At 58.0% G+C, this 16,479-nt stretch carries 13 protein-coding genes and 1 tRNA gene; all 14 read right to left on the minus strand.

Annotated elements, in window-relative coordinates:
• Positions 1-389 (minus strand): GTP-binding protein (locus tag N430_RS28830; protein ID WP_178083416.1); only part of this gene is annotated, 389 nt, incomplete at its 3' end.
• Positions 390-420: 31 nt separating this feature from the next.
• On the minus strand, positions 421-2,568 hold the full coding sequence (gene fusA / locus N430_RS28835; protein ID WP_110639985.1) for an elongation factor G: 2,148 nt from the start codon (positions 2,566-2,568) through the stop codon (positions 421-423).
• A 30-nt stretch (positions 2,569-2,598) separates the two neighbouring features.
• Positions 2,599-3,069 (minus strand): 30S ribosomal protein S7, encoded by a 471-nt coding sequence (gene rpsG, locus N430_RS28840; protein ID WP_003246741.1) that lies wholly within the window; start codon positions 3,067-3,069, stop codon positions 2,599-2,601.
• Between the two features lie 106 nt (positions 3,070-3,175).
• Positions 3,176-3,547: a 30S ribosomal protein S12 gene (gene rpsL, locus N430_RS28845; protein ID WP_003255492.1), complete on the minus strand. Its 372-nt coding sequence runs from the start codon at positions 3,545-3,547 to the stop codon at positions 3,176-3,178.
• A 211-nt stretch (positions 3,548-3,758) separates the two neighbouring features.
• Positions 3,759-7,958: a DNA-directed RNA polymerase subunit beta' gene (gene rpoC / locus N430_RS28850; RefSeq protein WP_110639984.1), complete on the minus strand. Its 4,200-nt coding sequence runs from the start codon at positions 7,956-7,958 to the stop codon at positions 3,759-3,761.
• Positions 7,959-8,022: 64 nt separating this feature from the next.
• A complete protein-coding gene (gene rpoB / locus N430_RS28855; RefSeq protein WP_110639983.1) occupies positions 8,023-12,096 on the minus strand; it encodes a DNA-directed RNA polymerase subunit beta in 4,074 nt (1,357 codons plus the stop codon).
• 219 nt (positions 12,097-12,315) lie between these two features.
• The gene (rplL, locus tag N430_RS28860; protein WP_003255496.1) at positions 12,316-12,681 is read right to left on the minus strand and encodes a 50S ribosomal protein L7/L12; all 366 of its coding nucleotides are present in this window, start codon (positions 12,679-12,681) and stop codon (positions 12,316-12,318) included.
• Between the two features lie 77 nt (positions 12,682-12,758).
• On the minus strand, positions 12,759-13,259 hold the full coding sequence (rplJ, locus tag N430_RS28865; protein ID WP_060513244.1) for a 50S ribosomal protein L10: 501 nt from the start codon (positions 13,257-13,259) through the stop codon (positions 12,759-12,761).
• A 198-nt stretch (positions 13,260-13,457) separates the two neighbouring features.
• Positions 13,458-14,153, minus strand: a complete 696-nt coding sequence (gene rplA / locus N430_RS28870; protein ID WP_103448758.1) for a 50S ribosomal protein L1 — start codon at positions 14,151-14,153, stop codon at positions 13,458-13,460.
• Positions 14,153-14,584 (minus strand): 50S ribosomal protein L11, encoded by a 432-nt coding sequence (gene rplK / locus N430_RS28875; RefSeq protein WP_003255500.1) that lies wholly within the window; start codon positions 14,582-14,584, stop codon positions 14,153-14,155. Before rplK ends, rplA begins: the two co-directional genes overlap by 1 nt.
• A gap of 119 nt (positions 14,585-14,703) precedes the next feature.
• Positions 14,704-15,237 (minus strand): transcription termination/antitermination protein NusG, encoded by a 534-nt coding sequence (gene nusG, locus N430_RS28880; protein ID WP_003255501.1) that lies wholly within the window; start codon positions 15,235-15,237, stop codon positions 14,704-14,706.
• Between the two features lie 9 nt (positions 15,238-15,246).
• Positions 15,247-15,615 (minus strand): preprotein translocase subunit SecE, encoded by a 369-nt coding sequence (secE, locus tag N430_RS28885; protein ID WP_008089117.1) that lies wholly within the window; start codon positions 15,613-15,615, stop codon positions 15,247-15,249.
• Positions 15,616-15,659: 44 nt separating this feature from the next.
• Positions 15,660-15,735, minus strand: a tRNA-Trp gene (locus tag N430_RS28890).
• Positions 15,736-15,789: 54 nt separating this feature from the next.
• A partial coding sequence (locus N430_RS28895) for an EF-Tu/IF-2/RF-3 family GTPase (protein WP_256592199.1) occupies positions 15,790-16,479 on the minus strand: 690 nt, incomplete at its 5' end.

Raw genomic sequence — 16,479 nt, forward strand, 5'->3', positions numbered from 1 at the left:
TACGGAACGCCAACCTGACGGGACAGCAGGATGTGCTCACGGGTTTGTGGCATCGGACCATCGGCGGCCGAGCAAACCAGGATCGCGCCGTCCATCTGGGCAGCACCGGTGATCATGTTCTTCACGTAGTCAGCGTGACCCGGGCAGTCAACGTGAGCGTAGTGACGAATGTTCGAGTTGTACTCGACGTGAGCGGTGTTGATGGTGATACCGCGCGCTTTTTCTTCTGGAGCCGAGTCGATTTTGTCGAACTCAACGACGGCCGAGCCGAAAACTTCGGAGCAGACGCGAGTCAGAGCTGCGGTCAGAGTGGTCTTACCGTGGTCAACGTGGCCGATGGTGCCAACGTTAACGTGGGGAAGGGAACGATCAAATTTTTCTTTAGCCACGACAGTGAACTCCTAGCCTAAAGGGGCTGAATCAGCCTTGTTTTTTAATGAGAGCTTCGACGATGTTCGACGGAGCTTCAGCGTATTTCGAGAATTCCATGGAGTAGCTTGCGCGACCCTGAGACATGGAACGAACGTCGGTTGCGTAACCGAACATCTCTCCCAGCGGTACCTCAGCAGTGATTACCTTGCCGGACACCGAGTCTTCGTTACCCTGGATCATCCCACGACGACGGCTCAGGTCACCCATCACGTCACCCAGGTAATCTTCCGGGGTTACAACTTCGACCTTCATGATCGGCTCAAGCACCACGCCACCGCCCTTCTGGGCCAGTTGCTTGGTCGCCATCGAAGCAGCGATCTTGAACGCCATTTCGTTGGAGTCGACGTCGTGGTACGAACCGTCGAATACCGTAGCCTTCAGGCCGAGCAGCGGATAGCCGGCAACAACGCCGTTCTTCATCTGCTCTTCGATACCCTTCTGGATCGGGGCGATGAATTCCTTAGGAATCACACCACCAACGACTTCGTTGGTGAACACCAGACCTTCGGTGATGTTGCCCTTCTCGTCGACGTCTGGCTCCGAGAAGCGGATCCAGCAGTGACCGAACTGACCACGACCACCCGACTGACGAACGAACTTGCCTTCGATCTCGACGTTGGACTTGGTGATCTTCTCGCGGTACGAAACCTGCGGCTTGCCGACGTTGCACTCGACGTTGAACTCGCGCTTCATGCGGTCAACGAGGATGTCCAGGTGCAGCTCACCCATACCGGAGATGATGGTCTGACCGGTTTCTTCGTCGGTCTTGACGCGGAACGACGGGTCTTCCTGGGCCAGCTTGCCCAGTGCGATACCCATCTTCTCCTGGTCAGCCTTGGTCTTCGGCTCTACGGAGAGCGAAATCACCGGCTCAGGGAAGTCCATACGCTCAAGGATGATCGGCTTGTCGGCGTTGCACAGGGTGTCACCGGTGGTGACGTCCTTCATGCCGATCAGAGCAGCGATGTCGCCTGCACGTACTTCCTTGATCTCTTCACGCTGGTTGGCGTGCATCTGGACCATACGACCAACGCGCTCTTTCTTGCCCTTGACCGAGTTGATGACGGAGTCACCGGAGGTCAGGAAGCCCGAGTAAACGCGAACGAAGGTCAGAGTACCAACGAACGGGTCGGTGGCAATCTTGAACGCCAGGGCCGAGAACGGCTCGTTGTCGTCAGCAGGACGCTCGTCGTACTGCTCTGCAGTGACCTCATCCTTCGGCACGTCGATCAGATCAGGGTGGATACCCTTGATCGCAGGGATCTCGGTTGGCGCAGGCAGGAAGTCAATGACGGCGTCAAGAACCAGGGGAACACCCTTGTTCTTGAACGAGGAACCGCAGACAGCAGGAACGATCTCGCTCGCCAGGGTACGGGCGCGCAGACCAGCCTTGATGTCTTCGACGGACAGGTCACCTTCTTCAAGGTACTTGTTCATCAGCTCTTCGCTGGCCTCGGCAGCAGCCTCGACCATGTTGCTGCGCCACTCGTTGGCCAGGTCCACCAGCTCGGCAGGAATCTCTTCCTCGCGGTAGGTAGTACCCTTGTCGTCGTCGTTCCAGTAGATGGCTTTCATCTTGATCAGGTCGACCTGACCCTGGAAGTCGTCTTCCGCACCGATAGCCAGCTGGACCGGAACCGGGGTGTGACCCAGGCGGTTCTTGATCTGGCCGATAACGCGCAGGAAGTTGGCACCAGCACGGTCCATCTTGTTCACGTAGACAACACGTGGAACGCCGTACTTGTTGGCCTGACGCCATACGGTTTCGGACTGTGGCTCAACGCCGGAAGTACCGCAGAACACAACGACCGCGCCGTCGAGTACACGCAGCGAACGCTCTACTTCAATGGTGAAGTCAACGTGGCCGGGGGTATCGATGACGTTTACGCGGTAGTTGTCGTACTGACCACGGGAACCTTTCCAGAAGGTGGTAACGGCAGCGGAGGTAATGGTGATACCGCGCTCCTGCTCCTGCACCATCCAGTCGGTGGTCGCGGCGCCGTCATGCACCTCGCCCATCTTGTGGCTCAGACCTGTGTAGAACAGGATCCGCTCGGTAGTGGTAGTCTTGCCCGCGTCAACGTGGGCACAGATACCGATGTTACGGTAGCGGTTAATTGCTGTAGTACGAGCCATAAAGCCCTCGCAAAATGATTGATGCTTGAATTAGAAGCGGTAGTGCGAGAACGCTTTGTTGGCTTCAGCCATACGGTGCACGTCTTCACGCTTCTTGACTGCAGCACCTTTGCCTTCGGCAGCATCCAGCAGTTCGCCGGCCAGGCGCAGAGCCATCGACTTCTCGCCGCGCTTGCGGGCGTAGTCTACGAGCCAGCGCATTGCCAGAGCGTTACGACGGGATGGACGAACTTCAACCGGAACCTGGTAAGTGGCACCGCCTACACGGCGGGACTTAACTTCGACCAGCGGAGCGATGGCGTCGAGAGCTTTCTCGAAGATTTCCAGGGGGTCGCTGTTCTTGCGTGCTTTGACGGTATCCAGGGCACCGTAAACGATGCGCTCGGCTACAGCCTTCTTGCCGCTTTCCATCACGTGGTTCATGAACTTGGCGAGGATCTGAGATCCGTACTTCGGATCGTCAAGGATCTCACGTTTTGCTGCTACACGACGTCTTGGCATGATAAGCCCTCAAACGGTCTTCAGGTTAGCCCGGGACGTGGGTCTTCGACCCCTGCCCGACCTTACTCTTATCGACTCAAAAAAATGGATGTCTGCAAACGACCGATTACTTCGGACGCTTGGTACCGTATTTCGAACGACCCTGGTTACGGCCTTTGACGCCCGAAGTATCCAGAGAGCCGCGAACGGTGTGGTAACGAACACCTGGCAAGTCTTTTACACGGCCGCCACGGATCAGGACGACGCTGTGCTCTTGCAGGTTGTGGCCTTCACCACCGATGTACGAGGAAACCTCGAAACCGTTGGTCAGACGCACACGGCATACTTTACGCAGTGCCGAGTTAGGTTTTTTCGGCGTGGTGGTGTACACGCGGGTGCACACGCCACGACGCTGCGGGCAGTTCTGCAGCGCAGGAACGTCGGACTTCTCGACCGAACGCTTGCGCGGCTGACGTACCAGCTGGTTGATAGTTGCCATCTACTAGCTCCACTGATTGTCTTGCGACTCTATTGTCTTGCAAGAAAGCCAAAAATTGGCGAGACGGAGCCTCACCAAATTTAAGGGTACAAAAGTCTACGGAGGATCTTGCACCCAGTCAAGACGAGGCCCCGGCCCTCCTCGCCCGATCATCGGCAACATTTCATGTCACCGATGGCCGTTCGAGGCTTGCCGGGGCCCTGCCCTGTACTTAGTTGCCGCTGGAGTTCAGCGCTTCGGTCAGTGCGGCTTCCACCTCACTGGCGCTTACACGCAGCGGTTTGTCGGCATCACGGCGACGCTTGCGCTCGCTGTGGTAGGCCAGACCAGTACCGGCCGGGATCAGACGACCCACGACCACGTTCTCTTTCAGGCCGCGCAGGTAGTCGCGCTTGCCGGTTACCGCCGCTTCGGTCAGTACGCGGGTGGTTTCCTGGAAGGAAGCCGCGGAGATGAACGATTCGGTCGACAGCGAGGCCTTGGTGATACCCAGCAGCACGCGGGTGAACTTGGAGATGAACTTGTCTTCCCCTGCCAGGCGCTCGTTTTCCATCAGCACCTGGGTCAGTTCCATCTGGTCGCCCTTGATGAAGCTGGAGTCACCCGACTCGGCGATCTCGACCTTGCGCAGCATCTGACGCAGGATGGTCTCGATGTGCTTGTCGTTGATCTTAACGCCTTGCAGACGGTAAACGTCCTGGATCTCGTTGACGATGTACTTCGCCAGCGCGCTCACGCCCAGCAGACGCAGGATGTCGTGCGGATCGCTCGGGCCGTCGGAGATAACTTCGCCGCGGTTTACCTGTTCGCCTTCGAACACGTTCAGGTGGCGCCACTTCGGAATCAGCTCTTCGTACGGATCGCTGCCGTCGGTCGGAGTAATGACCAGACGACGCTTGCCCTTGGTCTCTTTACCGAACGCGATGGTGCCGCTGACTTCAGCCAGAATCGAGGCTTCTTTCGGACGGCGCGCTTCGAACAGGTCGGCAACGCGCGGCAGACCACCGGTGATGTCACGGGTCTTCGACGTTTCTTGCGGGATACGCGCGATAACGTCACCAACACCGATCTGAGCACCGTCAGCCACACCTACCAAGGCGTTAGCTGGCAGGAAGTACTGAGCAGGTACGTCGGTACCCGGCAGGTACAGGTCCTTGCCAGCGGCGTCGACCATCTTGATTGCCGGACGGATTTCCTTGCCTGCGGCAGGGCGATCCTTGACGTCCATTACTTCAATGTTGGTCAAGCCGGTGAGCTCATCGGTCTGACGCTTGATGGTGATGTTTTCTTCCATGCCCACGAAGGTCACGGTACCTTTCAGTTCGGTAACGATCGGGTGGGTGTGCGGGTCCCACTTGGCGACGATGGCGCCAGCTTCGACCTTGTCACCTTCCTTGACCGAAATCACCGCACCGTAAGGCAGCTTGTAGCGCTCACGCTCACGACCGAATTCGTCGGCAATGGCCAGTTCGCCCGAACGGGATACGGCAACCAGGTTACCGTCGGCACGCTCAACCTGTTTCAGGTTGTGCAGGCGAACCATACCGCCGTTCTTCACCTGGACGCTGTCGGCAGCCGAAGTACGGCTTGCAGCACCACCGATGTGGAACGTACGCATGGTCAGCTGAGTACCAGGCTCACCGATCGACTGCGCAGCGATAACGCCGACAGCTTCACCAATGTTCACCTGGTGACCACGAGCCAGGTCACGACCGTAGCACTTGGCGCAGATACCGAAGCGGGTTTCGCAGTTGATCGGCGAACGCACGATCACTTCGTCGATGCTGTTCAGCTCGATGAACTCGACCCACTGCTCGTCGACCAGGGTACCGGCCGGAACGATGACGTCCTCGGTGCCTGGCTTGAACACGTCACGGGCGATGACACGGCCCAGTACACGCTCACCCAGCGGCTCAACAACGTCGCCGCCTTCGATGTGCGGGGTCATCAGCAGGCCCTGGTCGGTGCCGCAGTCGATCTCGGTCACGACCAAGTCTTGTGCAACGTCTACCAGACGGCGAGTCAGGTAACCGGAGTTCGCAGTCTTCAGTGCGGTATCCGCCAGACCCTTACGAGCACCGTGAGTGGAGATGAAGTACTGGAGTACGCTCAGACCTTCACGGAAGTTCGCGGTGATCGGCGTCTCGATGATCGAGCCGTCCGGCTTGGCCATCAGGCCACGCATACCGGCCAGCTGACGGATCTGGGCTGCGGAACCCCGCGCACCCGAGTCAGCCATCATGTACATCGAGTTGAAGGACTCTTGGTCGACTTCGTTGCCTTCGCGGTCGATGACCTTCTCTTTCGAGAGGTTGGCCATCATCGCCTTGGACACTTCGTCGTTCGCCTTGGACCACAAGTCGATGACCTTGTTGTACTTCTCGCCCTGGGTTACCAGGCCGGAGGCGTACTGGCTCTCGATTTCCTTCACTTCGTCGGTAGCGTTACCGATGATGCGGGCTTTCTCGTCCGGGATAACGAAGTCGTTAACACCGATGGAAACGCCGGAAATGGTCGAGTAAGCGAAACCGGTGTACATCAGCTGGTCAGCAAAGATAACGGTCTCTTTCAGACCAACCACGCGGTAGCACTGGTTGATCAGCTTGGAGATCGCCTTCTTCTTCATCGGCTGGTTGACCACGTCGTACGGCAGGCCTGCCGGAACAACCTGGAACAGCAGCGCACGGCCGACGGTGGTGTCGACGATGCGGGTGTTCTTGGTGATGCTGCCATCGCGGTCTTTCACGGTTTCGTTGATACGAACCTTGATTTTCGCGTGCAGGGCAGCTTCGCCGGCGCGGAACACGCGGTCAACTTCCTGCAGGTCAGCGAACACGCGACCTTCGCCCTTGGCGTTGATGGCTTCACGGGTCATGTAGTACAGACCCAGTACAACGTCCTGCGACGGAACGATGATTGGCTCACCGTTGGCTGGCGACAGAATGTTGTTGGTCGACATCATCAGCGCGCGCGCTTCGAGCTGGGCTTCCAGCGTCAGCGGCACGTGAACGGCCATCTGGTCACCGTCGAAGTCGGCGTTGTAGGCGGCACAGACCAGCGGGTGCAGCTGGATAGCCTTACCTTCGATCAGAACCGGTTCAAAGGCCTGGATACCCAGACGGTGCAGGGTCGGTGCACGGTTGAGCAGCACGGGGTGTTCGCGGATCACCTCGGCGAGCACGTCCCACACCTCTGGCAGCTCGCGCTCGACCATCTTCTTGGCAGCCTTGATGGTGGTCGCCAGACCACGCATTTCCAGCTTGCCGAAAATGAACGGCTTGAACAGCTCGAGGGCCATCTTCTTCGGCAGACCGCACTGGTGCAGACGCAGGGTCGGGCCTACGGTAATTACCGAACGACCGGAGTAGTCCACGCGCTTACCGAGCAAGTTCTGACGGAAGCGACCTTGCTTACCTTTGATCATGTCGGCCAGGGACTTCAGCGGACGCTTGTTCGAGCCAGTGATGGCGCGACCGCGACGGCCGTTGTCCAGCAGGGCGTCGACCGCTTCCTGCAGCATGCGCTTTTCGTTGCGCACGATGATGTCCGGCGCCGACAGATCAAGCAGGCGCTTCAGACGGTTGTTACGGTTGATCACCCGACGATACAGGTCGTTCAGGTCGGAGGTCGCGAAGCGGCCGCCATCCAGCGGAACCAGCGGACGCAGGTCCGGCGGCAGCACTGGCAGGACGGTCAGGACCATCCACTCAGGCAGGTTGCCCGAGCCCTGGAAAGCTTCCATCAGCTTCAGGCGCTTGGACAGCTTCTTGATCTTGGTTTCCGAGTTGGTCTGCGGAATTTCTTCGCGCAGGCGGCCAATCTCGTGCTCCAGGTCGATTGCGTGCAGCAGCTCGCGGACAGCCTCGGCACCCATGCGGGCGTCGAAGTCGTCACCGAACTCTTCCAGCGCTTCGAAGTACTGTTCGTCGTTCAGCAGCTGACCCTTCTCGAGGGTGGTCATGCCCGGATCGATCACCACGTAGCTCTCGAAGTAGAGCACGCGCTCGATGTCACGCAGGGTCATGTCCATCAGCAGGCCGATACGGGACGGCAGCGACTTCAGGAACCAGATGTGGGCAACCGGCGAGGCCAGTTCGATGTGCGCCATGCGCTCACGACGAACCTTGGCCAGGGCAACTTCAACGCCGCACTTCTCGCAGATCACGCCGCGGTGCTTGAGGCGCTTGTACTTGCCGCACAGGCACTCGTAGTCCTTGACTGGGCCAAAGATCTTGGCGCAGAACAGGCCGTCACGCTCAGGCTTGAACGTACGGTAGTTGATGGTTTCCGGCTTCTTAACTTCACCGAACGACCACGAACGGATCATTTCAGGCGACGCCAGACCGATGCGGATGGCGTCGAACTCTTCGACTTGACCCTGGTTTTTCAGCAAATTCAGTAGGTCTTTCAAGGCCTTTCCTCCTGGCGGAGCAGGGAGCGGGCATTACCTGCCCCACTCCCCTTCGCGTCACGTGTTATTCGGTTTCCAGATCGATATCGATACCGAGCGAACGGATCTCTTTGATCAACACGTTGAAGGACTCGGGCATGCCCGGCTCCATACGGTGATCGCCATCCACGATGTTCTTGTACATCTTGGTACGGCCGTTCACGTCGTCCGACTTCACTGTGAGCATTTCTTGCAGGGTGTATGCCGCGCCGTATGCTTCCAGCGCCCACACTTCCATCTCCCCGAAACGCTGACCACCGAACTGCGCCTTACCACCCAGCGGCTGCTGGGTAACCAGGCTGTAGGAACCAGTGGAACGCGCGTGCATCTTGTCGTCCACCAAGTGGTTCAGCTTGAGCATGTACATGTAACCAACGGTCACAGGACGCTCGAACTTGTTGCCGGTACGGCCGTCGAACAGCACCATCTGGCCGCTTTCTGGCAGGTCTGCCAGTTTCAGCATGGCCTTGATCTCACGCTCCTTGGCACCGTCGAAGACTGGAGTGGCCATCGGCACGCCTTTCTTCAGGTTGTTCGCCAGGGCGATGATCTCTTCGTCGGTGAACTCTTCCAGGTTCTCCTGACGACCACCGATCTCGTTGTAGATCTCGGTGAGGAAGGTGCGCAGTTCAGCGGCTTTACGCTGCTCTTCGATCATGCGATCGATCTTCTCGCCCAGACCCTTGGCCGCCAGGCCCAGGTGGGTTTCGAGGATCTGACCGACGTTCATACGCGAAGGTACGCCCAGCGGGTTCAGTACCACGTCAACCGGAGTACCGTTGGCGTCGTGCGGCATGTCTTCTACCGGCATGATCACCGAGACGACACCCTTGTTACCGTGACGACCGGCCATCTTGTCACCCGGCTGGATGCGACGGCGGATTGCCAGGTAGACCTTGACGATCTTCAGTACGCCTGGAGCCAGGTCATCGCCCTGCTGCAGCTTGCGCTTCTTGTCTTCGAACTTGTCGTCCAGCAGACGGCGACGGTCGACGATGTACTGTTGAGCCTTTTCCAGCTGCTCGTTCAGTGCATCTTCGGCCATGCGCAGCTTGAACCACTGGCCGTGCTCCAGACCGTCCAGCACTTCGTCAGTGATCACGGTGCCTTTCTTCAGGCCCGCACCACCGTCGACCACCTGGCCGTTCAGGGCAGCACGCAGACGCTCGAAGGTTGCACCTTCGACGATACGGAACTCTTCGTTGAGGTCCTTGCGGATCTCGTCCAGCTGTATCTTCTCGATGGACAGGGCGCGGCTGTCGCGCTCGACGCCATCACGGGTGAAGACCTGTACGTCGATGACGGTACCCTTGGTGCCGGTTGGCACGCGCAGGGAGGTGTCCTTAACGTCGCTGGCCTTCTCACCGAAGATTGCGCGCAGCAGTTTTTCTTCCGGAGTCAGCTGGGTTTCGCCTTTTGGCGTGACCTTGCCGACCAGGATGTCGCCAGCGCCGACTTCGGCACCCACGTAGACGATACCGGCTTCGTCCAGCTTGTTCAGAGCGGCTTCACCCACGTTCGGGATGTCCGCAGTGATTTCCTCTGGGCCAAGCTTGGTGTCACGCGCCACACAGGTCAGTTCCTGGATGTGGATGGTGGTGAAGCGGTCTTCCTGAACCACACGCTCGGACAGGCAGATGGAGTCTTCGAAGTTGAAGCCGTTCCACGCCATGAACGCAATGCGCATGTTCTGACCCAGTGCCAGTTCACCCATGTCGGTGGACGGGCCGTCGGCCATGATGTCGCTGCGCTGAACCTTGTCACCCTTGCTCACCAGCGGACGCTGGTTGATGCAGGTGTTCTGGTTCGAACGGGTGTACTTGGTCAGGTTGTAGATATCCACACCTGCTTCACCGGTCTCGACTTCGTCATCATTGACGCGAACGACGATACGGCTGGCGTCGACCGAGTCGATCACACCACCGCGGCGAGCAACCACGCAGACACCGGAGTCACGGGCAACGTTGCGCTCCATGCCGGTACCTACCAGCGGCTTGTCGGCACGCAGGGTTGGTACAGCCTGACGCTGCATGTTCGAACCCATCAACGCACGGTTGGCGTCGTCGTGCTCGAGGAACGGAATCAGCGACGCAGCAACAGAAACAACCTGCTTCGGCGAAACGTCCATCAGGGTGACGTCTTCCGGCGCCTTGACGGTGAATTCGTTCAGGTGACGAACGGCTACCAGCTCATCGATCAGTTGCTTCTTCTCGTTCATCGCGGCCGAGGCCTGGGCGATGACGTGATCGGCTTCTTCGATGGCGGACAGGAACACGATGTCGTCGCTGACCACGCCTTCCTTCACCACGCGGTACGGGCTTTCCAGGAAGCCGTACTGGTTGGTGCGGGCATAGGCTGCCAGGGAGTTGATCAGACCGATGTTCGGACCTTCAGGGGTCTCGATCGGGCACACGCGGCCGTAGTGGGTCGGGTGTACGTCACGGACTTCGAAGCCAGCACGCTCACGGGTCAGACCGCCAGGGCCGAGTGCGGAAACACGGCGCTTGTGGGTGATCTCGGAGAGCGGGTTGTTCTGGTCCATGAACTGCGAGAGCTGACTGGAACCGAAGAACTCCTTCACCGCCGCCGCTACCGGCTTGGCGTTGATCAGGTCTTGCGGCATCAGGCCTTCGCTTTCGGCCATCGACAGACGTTCCTTGACCGCACGCTCAACACGTACCAGGCCTACGCGGAACTGGTTCTCGGCCATCTCGCCGACGCAACGAACACGACGGTTACCCAGGTGGTCGATGTCGTCGACGATGCCTTTGCCGTTACGGATATCGACCAGGGTCTTCAGGACCTCGACGATATCTTCCTTGCTCAGCACGCCCGACCCTTCGATCTCGGTACGACCGATACGACGGTTGAACTTCATGCGGCCAACGGCGGACAGGTCGTAACGCTCGGCGCTGAAGAACAGGTTGTTGAACAGGGTCTCGGCAGCATCCTTGGTCGGCGGCTCGCCTGGACGCATCATGCGGTAGATCTCGACCAGAGCTTCCAGCTGGTTGCTGGTGGTGTCGATCTTGAGGGTATCCGAGATGAACGGACCGCAGTCGATGTCGTTGGTGTACAGGGTCTCGATGCGAACAACCTGAGCCTTGGCGATCTTGATCAGCAGCTCGGTGGTCAGCTCGGTGTTGCACTCGGCCAGGATCTCGCCGGTGGCCGGGTGAACGATGGCCTTGGCGGTGGTGCGACCCAGGACGTACTCCATCGGCACGTCCAGCTGGTTGACACCGGCCTTCTCGAGCTGATTGACGTGGCGCGCAGTAATGCGGCGGCCCTGCTCGACAATGACCTTGCCGCTGTCGTCATGGATATCCATGACCGCAACTTCACCACGCAGACGCTGAGGTACCAGTTCCAGGCTGAGTTTTTCGCCGGATATGTGGAATACGTTGGTGGTGTAGAAGGTGTTGAGCACTTCTTCCGTGCTGTAACCCAGCGCGCGCAGCAGTACCGAAGCCGGCAGTTTGCGGCGACGGTCGATACGCACGAACACGCAGTCTTTCGGGTCGAACTCGAAGTCCAGCCACGAACCGCGGTAAGGGATGATGCGAGCGGAGTACAGCAGCTTGCCGGAGCTGTGCGTCTTGCCACGGTCGTGGTCGAAGAACACACCAGGCGAACGGTGCAGCTGGGAAACGATTACTCGTTCGGTACCGTTGATAACGAAGGTACCGTTCTCAGTCATCAGGGGGATTTCACCCATGTAGACTTCTTGCTCTTTGATGTCCTTGATCGCTTTGTTCGACGATTCCTTGTCGAAGATGATCAGGCGCACCTTGACCCGCAGTGGGACCGCGAAGGTCACGCCACGCAGGACACATTCCTTCACATCGAAGGCGGGATCGCCCAGGCGGTAGCCTACGTACTCCAGGGCAGCATTGCCGGAGTAGCTGATGATCGGGAATACCGACTTGAAGGCCGCGTGCAGGCCGACGTCACGGAACTGATCCTTGGATGCTCCCGCTTGCAGGAATTCGCGATACGAATCCAGCTGAATGGCCAGAAGATATGGCACATCCATGACGTCCGGCAACTTGCTAAAGTCCTTGCGGATACGTTTTTTCTCAGTGTATGAGTAAGCCATCAGCGTTCCCCAGCTTGGTCACCTGCTTGTTTGGCTTCTCCCGGCGGGAGCAGCCAGAAAATCGTGCAAACCCCTTGGTTTGCGCACCCACATGGGTGTCTTGCAGCGTGTTATCGGGGCCGGCTTGACCAGCCACCAATAACGGAAAAAGGCCGGTGGCATAAGCCACCAGCCATCAGCCTTTCGCTCAACGCTCAGGCTGGCATCGCAAAGTCGAGATTACTTCAGCTCGACTTTAGCGCCTGCTTCTTCCAGCTTCTTCTTAGCGTCTTCAGCGGCTTCTTTCGAAACGCCTTCAGCTACAACCTGAGGAGCGCCGTCGACTTTCTCTTTGGCTTCTTTCAGGCCCAGACCGGTCAGTTCGCGAACGGCTTTGATCACGTTCACTTTCTTGTCGCCGGCTTCAACCAGAACAACGTTGAACTCGGTCTGCTCTTCAACAACGGCAGCAGCAGCAGCTGGGCCAGCAGCGGCAACAGCAGCGGTAACGCCGAAGGTTTCTTCCATAGCTTTGATCAGCTCAACAACTTCCAGAACGGTTTTCTGGCCGATTGCTTCGATGATTTGTTCGTTAGTCAGAGACATGACTTAAATCCTGTATTGGGGTGACAGCCTACGCAGCCATCAAATTAAACGTATGATTTTGAAAGAATTCGCGTGCCTTAGGCAGCGGTAGCTTCTTTCTGGTCGCGAATGGCTGCCAGAGTACGAGCCAGCTTGCTGGTGGCGCCTTGAATAACGCTCATCAGTCGTGCAATAGCTTCGTCGCGGGTCGGCAGGGAAGCCAACACGTCGATCTGGTTCGCTGCAATCAGATTGCCGTCAAATGCGGCTGCCTTGATCTCGAACTTGTCCTGACCCTTGGCGAACTCTTTGAACAGACGAGCAGCAGCGCCCGGGTGTTCGTTGGAGAAAGCAATCAGGGTCGGGCCTTTGAACGCGTCGTTGAGGATCGAGAATTCGGTGCCTTCAACAGCGCGCTTGAGCAGGGTGTTACGTACGACACGTACGTATACGCCAGCTTCGCGGGCCTCTTTACGGAGTCCGGTCATTGCGCTTACAGTCACACCACGGGCATCGGCCACGACAGCGGACAGAGCGACTTTGGCAGCCTCGTTGACTTCAGCGACGATGGCCTTCTTGTCTTCGAGTTTAATTGCCACGGGTTTACTCCTGGTTTTTACCGTTTCATCTGGCCGAAGCCGGATGTCGTTTTGGTGTCTGATTCGGTAAACGAATCGGGAGCACCATCTGCGTGGGCTGGAGTTTTAAGGCTTGCGCCGCCTACGGTCTTGGATAGCCCCCGCCAGGCAGGGACCCCAATTTTTGCTGGTGGCGCGACACGTCGCGCCACCATGTTCTTACACGTTCAGCGAGCTCTGATCGATGACCAGACCTGGGCCCATGGTGGTGCTCAGGGTAACGCGCTTAACGTAGATACCTTTCGAAGAGGCCGGCTTGATACGCTTCAGGTCAGCGATCAGGGCTTCAACGTTTTCCTTCAGCTTGTCAGCTTCGAAGCCGATTTTGCCAACGGAGGTGTGGATGATACCGTTTTTGTCGGTACGGTAGCGAACCTGACCAGCCTTGGCGTTTTTGACAGCGCCGGCTACGTCTGGAGTCACGGTACCAACTTTCGGGTTAGGCATCAGGCCGCGAGGACCCAGAACCTGACCCAGCTGACCTACAACGCGCATGGCATCAGGCGATGCGATGACGACGTCATAGTTCAGGTCGCCGCCTTTCATTTCGGCAGCCAGATCGTCCATACCTACACGGTCAGCGCCGGCAGCCAGAGCGGCCTCAGCAGCTGGACCCTGGGTGAAGACGGCAACACGTACGGTCTTGCCAGTGCCGTGTGGCAGCACGGTAGCGCTACGAACGACCTGGTCGGATTTACGTGGGTCAACGCCGAGGTTAACGGCGATGTCGTAGGACTCTACGAATTTGGCAGCCGGCAGCGAAGCGAGCAGGGTTGCAGCTTCTTCGAAGTTGTAGGCCTTGCCTGCTTCGATTTTCTCGGCGATTGCCTTTTGGCGCTTGGTCAGCTTAGCCATTACACACCCTCCACGTTCAGGCCCATGCTGCGGGCAGAGCCAGCGATGGTGCGTACAGCTGCGTCCAGGTCAGCGGCGGTCAGATCAGCCTGTTTAGCTTTGGCGATGTCTTCCAGCTGAGCACGGGTAACGGTACCGACTTTAACGGTGTTCGGGCGAGCCGAACCACTGGTCAGGCCAGCAGCTTTCTTCAGCAGAACCGAGGCAGGGGTGCTCTTGGTCTCGAAGGTGAAGCTACGGTCGCTGTAGACAGTGATGATCACTGGAGTTGGCAGACCGGCTTCTTGACCCTGAGTACGGGCGTTGAAGGCCTTGCAGAACTCCATGATGTTCACACCGTGTTGGCCCAGAGCTGGACCGACGGGTGGGCTTGGGTTGGCCTGGCCGGCCTTAACTTGCAGCTTGATGTAAGCCTGAATCTTCTTAGCCATGAGCTACTCCAAAATCGGGTACGAACGCCTATTGGCTCCCCGGATGACTTGCGTTTTATCCCAGTGACGACAAAACCCCGCAGCACACAGGGCTGCGGGGTATGGGATGCTTCGTCCGCCTAGACCTTTTCGACCTGGCTGAACTCGAGCTCCACCGGAGTAGAGCGACCGAAAATGAGCACTGCAACCTGCAGACGGCTCTTCTCGTAGTTAACCTCTTCGACACTACCATTGAAGTCAGCGAACGGACCGTCAATGACACGAACCACTTCACCTGGCTCGAACAGCGTCTTCGGCTTCGGCTTGTCACTACCGTCGGCAACGCGACGTAGGATAGCCTCAGCTTCTTTATCGGTAATCGGCGCAGGTTTGTCTGCAGTACCACCGATAAAGCCCATCACACGAGGGGTGTCCTTGACCAAGTGCCAAGTCCCTTCGTTCATCTCCATCTGGACCAATACATAGCCAGGGAAGAATTTTCGCTCACTTTTGCGCTTCTGGCCGTTGCGCATTTCAACGACTTCTTCGGTCGGGACCAGAATCTCGCCGAAGCCGTCTTCCATGCCTGCCAGCTTCACACGCTCGATCAGGGAGCGCATTACATGCTTCTCGTAACCCGAGTAAGCATGCACAACATACCAACGCTTAGCCACGGGACACCTTTAGCCAACGATCAGGGAGACCGCCCAGCCGAGCAGGGAATCAAGACCCCACAGCAGCAGTGCCATAACCAGCACGACAGCCACGACAATCAGCGTGGTCTGGGTGGTTTCCTGGCGGGTCGGCCACACGACTTTACGGATCTCAGTACGAGCTTCCTTCGCCAGCGCAAAGAACGACTTACCCTTCGCAGTCTGCAGAGCTACAAAGCCAGCGACAGCAGCCAGGGCGAGAAGTGCAAGGACGCGATACAGGATCGGAGAGGCGGAGTAATATTGATTACCCACAACACCAACAACCACCAAAGCCACTACAGCCAGCCACTTGAACAGATCAAAACGCGATTCTTGGGCTTCAGTTTTGGGGGTCATCGAGGAGGATCCTGTAAGAAGAAAGCCATCACACCGAGGTGAAATGGCAGGTCAGGAGGGAATCGAACCCCCAACCTACGGTTTTGGAGACCGTCGCTCTGCCAATTGAGCTACTGACCTGTAACGCTGTATCAGGCCGGCCATTATACCGGCCTGATTAGGAAAATCAACTACTTATTCAATAATTTTTGCTACGACGCCGGCGCCGACGGTACGACCGCCTTCACGGATAGCGAAGCGCAGACCGTCTTCCATTGCGATGGTCTTGATCAGGGTAACAGTCATCTGAATGTTGTCACCTGGCATTACCATTTCAACGCCTTCCGGCAGTTCGCAGTTACCGGTCACGTCAGTGGTACGGAAGTAGAACTGAGGACGGTAGCCTTTGAAGAACGGAGTGTGACGGCCGCCTTCTTCCTTCGACAGGACGTAGACTTCTGCGGTGAACTTGGTGTGCGGCTTGACCGAACCTGGCTTGACCAGAACCTGGCCACGCTCAACGTCGTCACGCTTGGTACCACGCAGCAGAACGCCGCAGTTCTCGCCAGCACGGCCTTCGTCCAGCAGCTTGCGGAACATCTCAACACCGGTGCAGGTGGTGGTGGTGGTGTCACGCAGACCAACGATTTCCAGCGGATCCTGAACGCGGACGATACCACGCTCGATACGGCCGGTAACAACGGTACCACGACCCGAGATCGAGAATACGTCTTCGATTGGCATCAGGAATGGCTGGTCGATGGCACGAACTGGCTCAGGGATGTAGGCATCCAGAGTTTCTACCAGCTTCTTGACAGCGGTAGTACCCATTTCGTTGTCGTCTTTGCCTTCCAGCGCCATACGAGCCGAACCGATGATGATCGG

Origin of the sequence: Pseudomonas sp. CC120222-01a (genome assembly GCF_003097235.1) — a bacterium.
In the GTDB taxonomy this organism is placed as follows: domain Bacteria; phylum Pseudomonadota; class Gammaproteobacteria; order Pseudomonadales; family Pseudomonadaceae; genus Aquipseudomonas.

Bases quoted from the DNA above. Each gene is read 5' to 3' on its own strand.
- secE (WP_008089117.1), bottom strand. From the start codon at position 15,615: ATGACCCCCAAAACTGAAGCCCAAGAATCGCGTTTTGATCTGTTCAAG.
- rplK (WP_003255500.1), bottom strand. From the start codon at position 14,584: ATGGCTAAGAAGATTCAGGCTTACATCAAGCTGCAAGTTAAGGCCGGC.
- rpsG (WP_003246741.1), bottom strand. From the start codon at position 3,069: ATGCCAAGACGTCGTGTAGCAGCAAAACGTGAGATCCTTGACGATCCG.
- rplL (WP_003255496.1), bottom strand. From the start codon at position 12,681: ATGTCTCTGACTAACGAACAAATCATCGAAGCAATCGGCCAGAAAACC.
- fusA (WP_110639985.1), bottom strand. From the start codon at position 2,568: ATGGCTCGTACTACAGCAATTAACCGCTACCGTAACATCGGTATCTGT.
- rpsL (WP_003255492.1), bottom strand. From the start codon at position 3,547: ATGGCAACTATCAACCAGCTGGTACGTCAGCCGCGCAAGCGTTCGGTC.
- rpoB (WP_110639983.1), bottom strand. From the start codon at position 12,096: ATGGCTTACTCATACACTGAGAAAAAACGTATCCGCAAGGACTTTAGC.
- rplA (WP_103448758.1), bottom strand. From the start codon at position 14,153: ATGGCTAAGCTGACCAAGCGCCAAAAGGCAATCGCCGAGAAAATCGAA.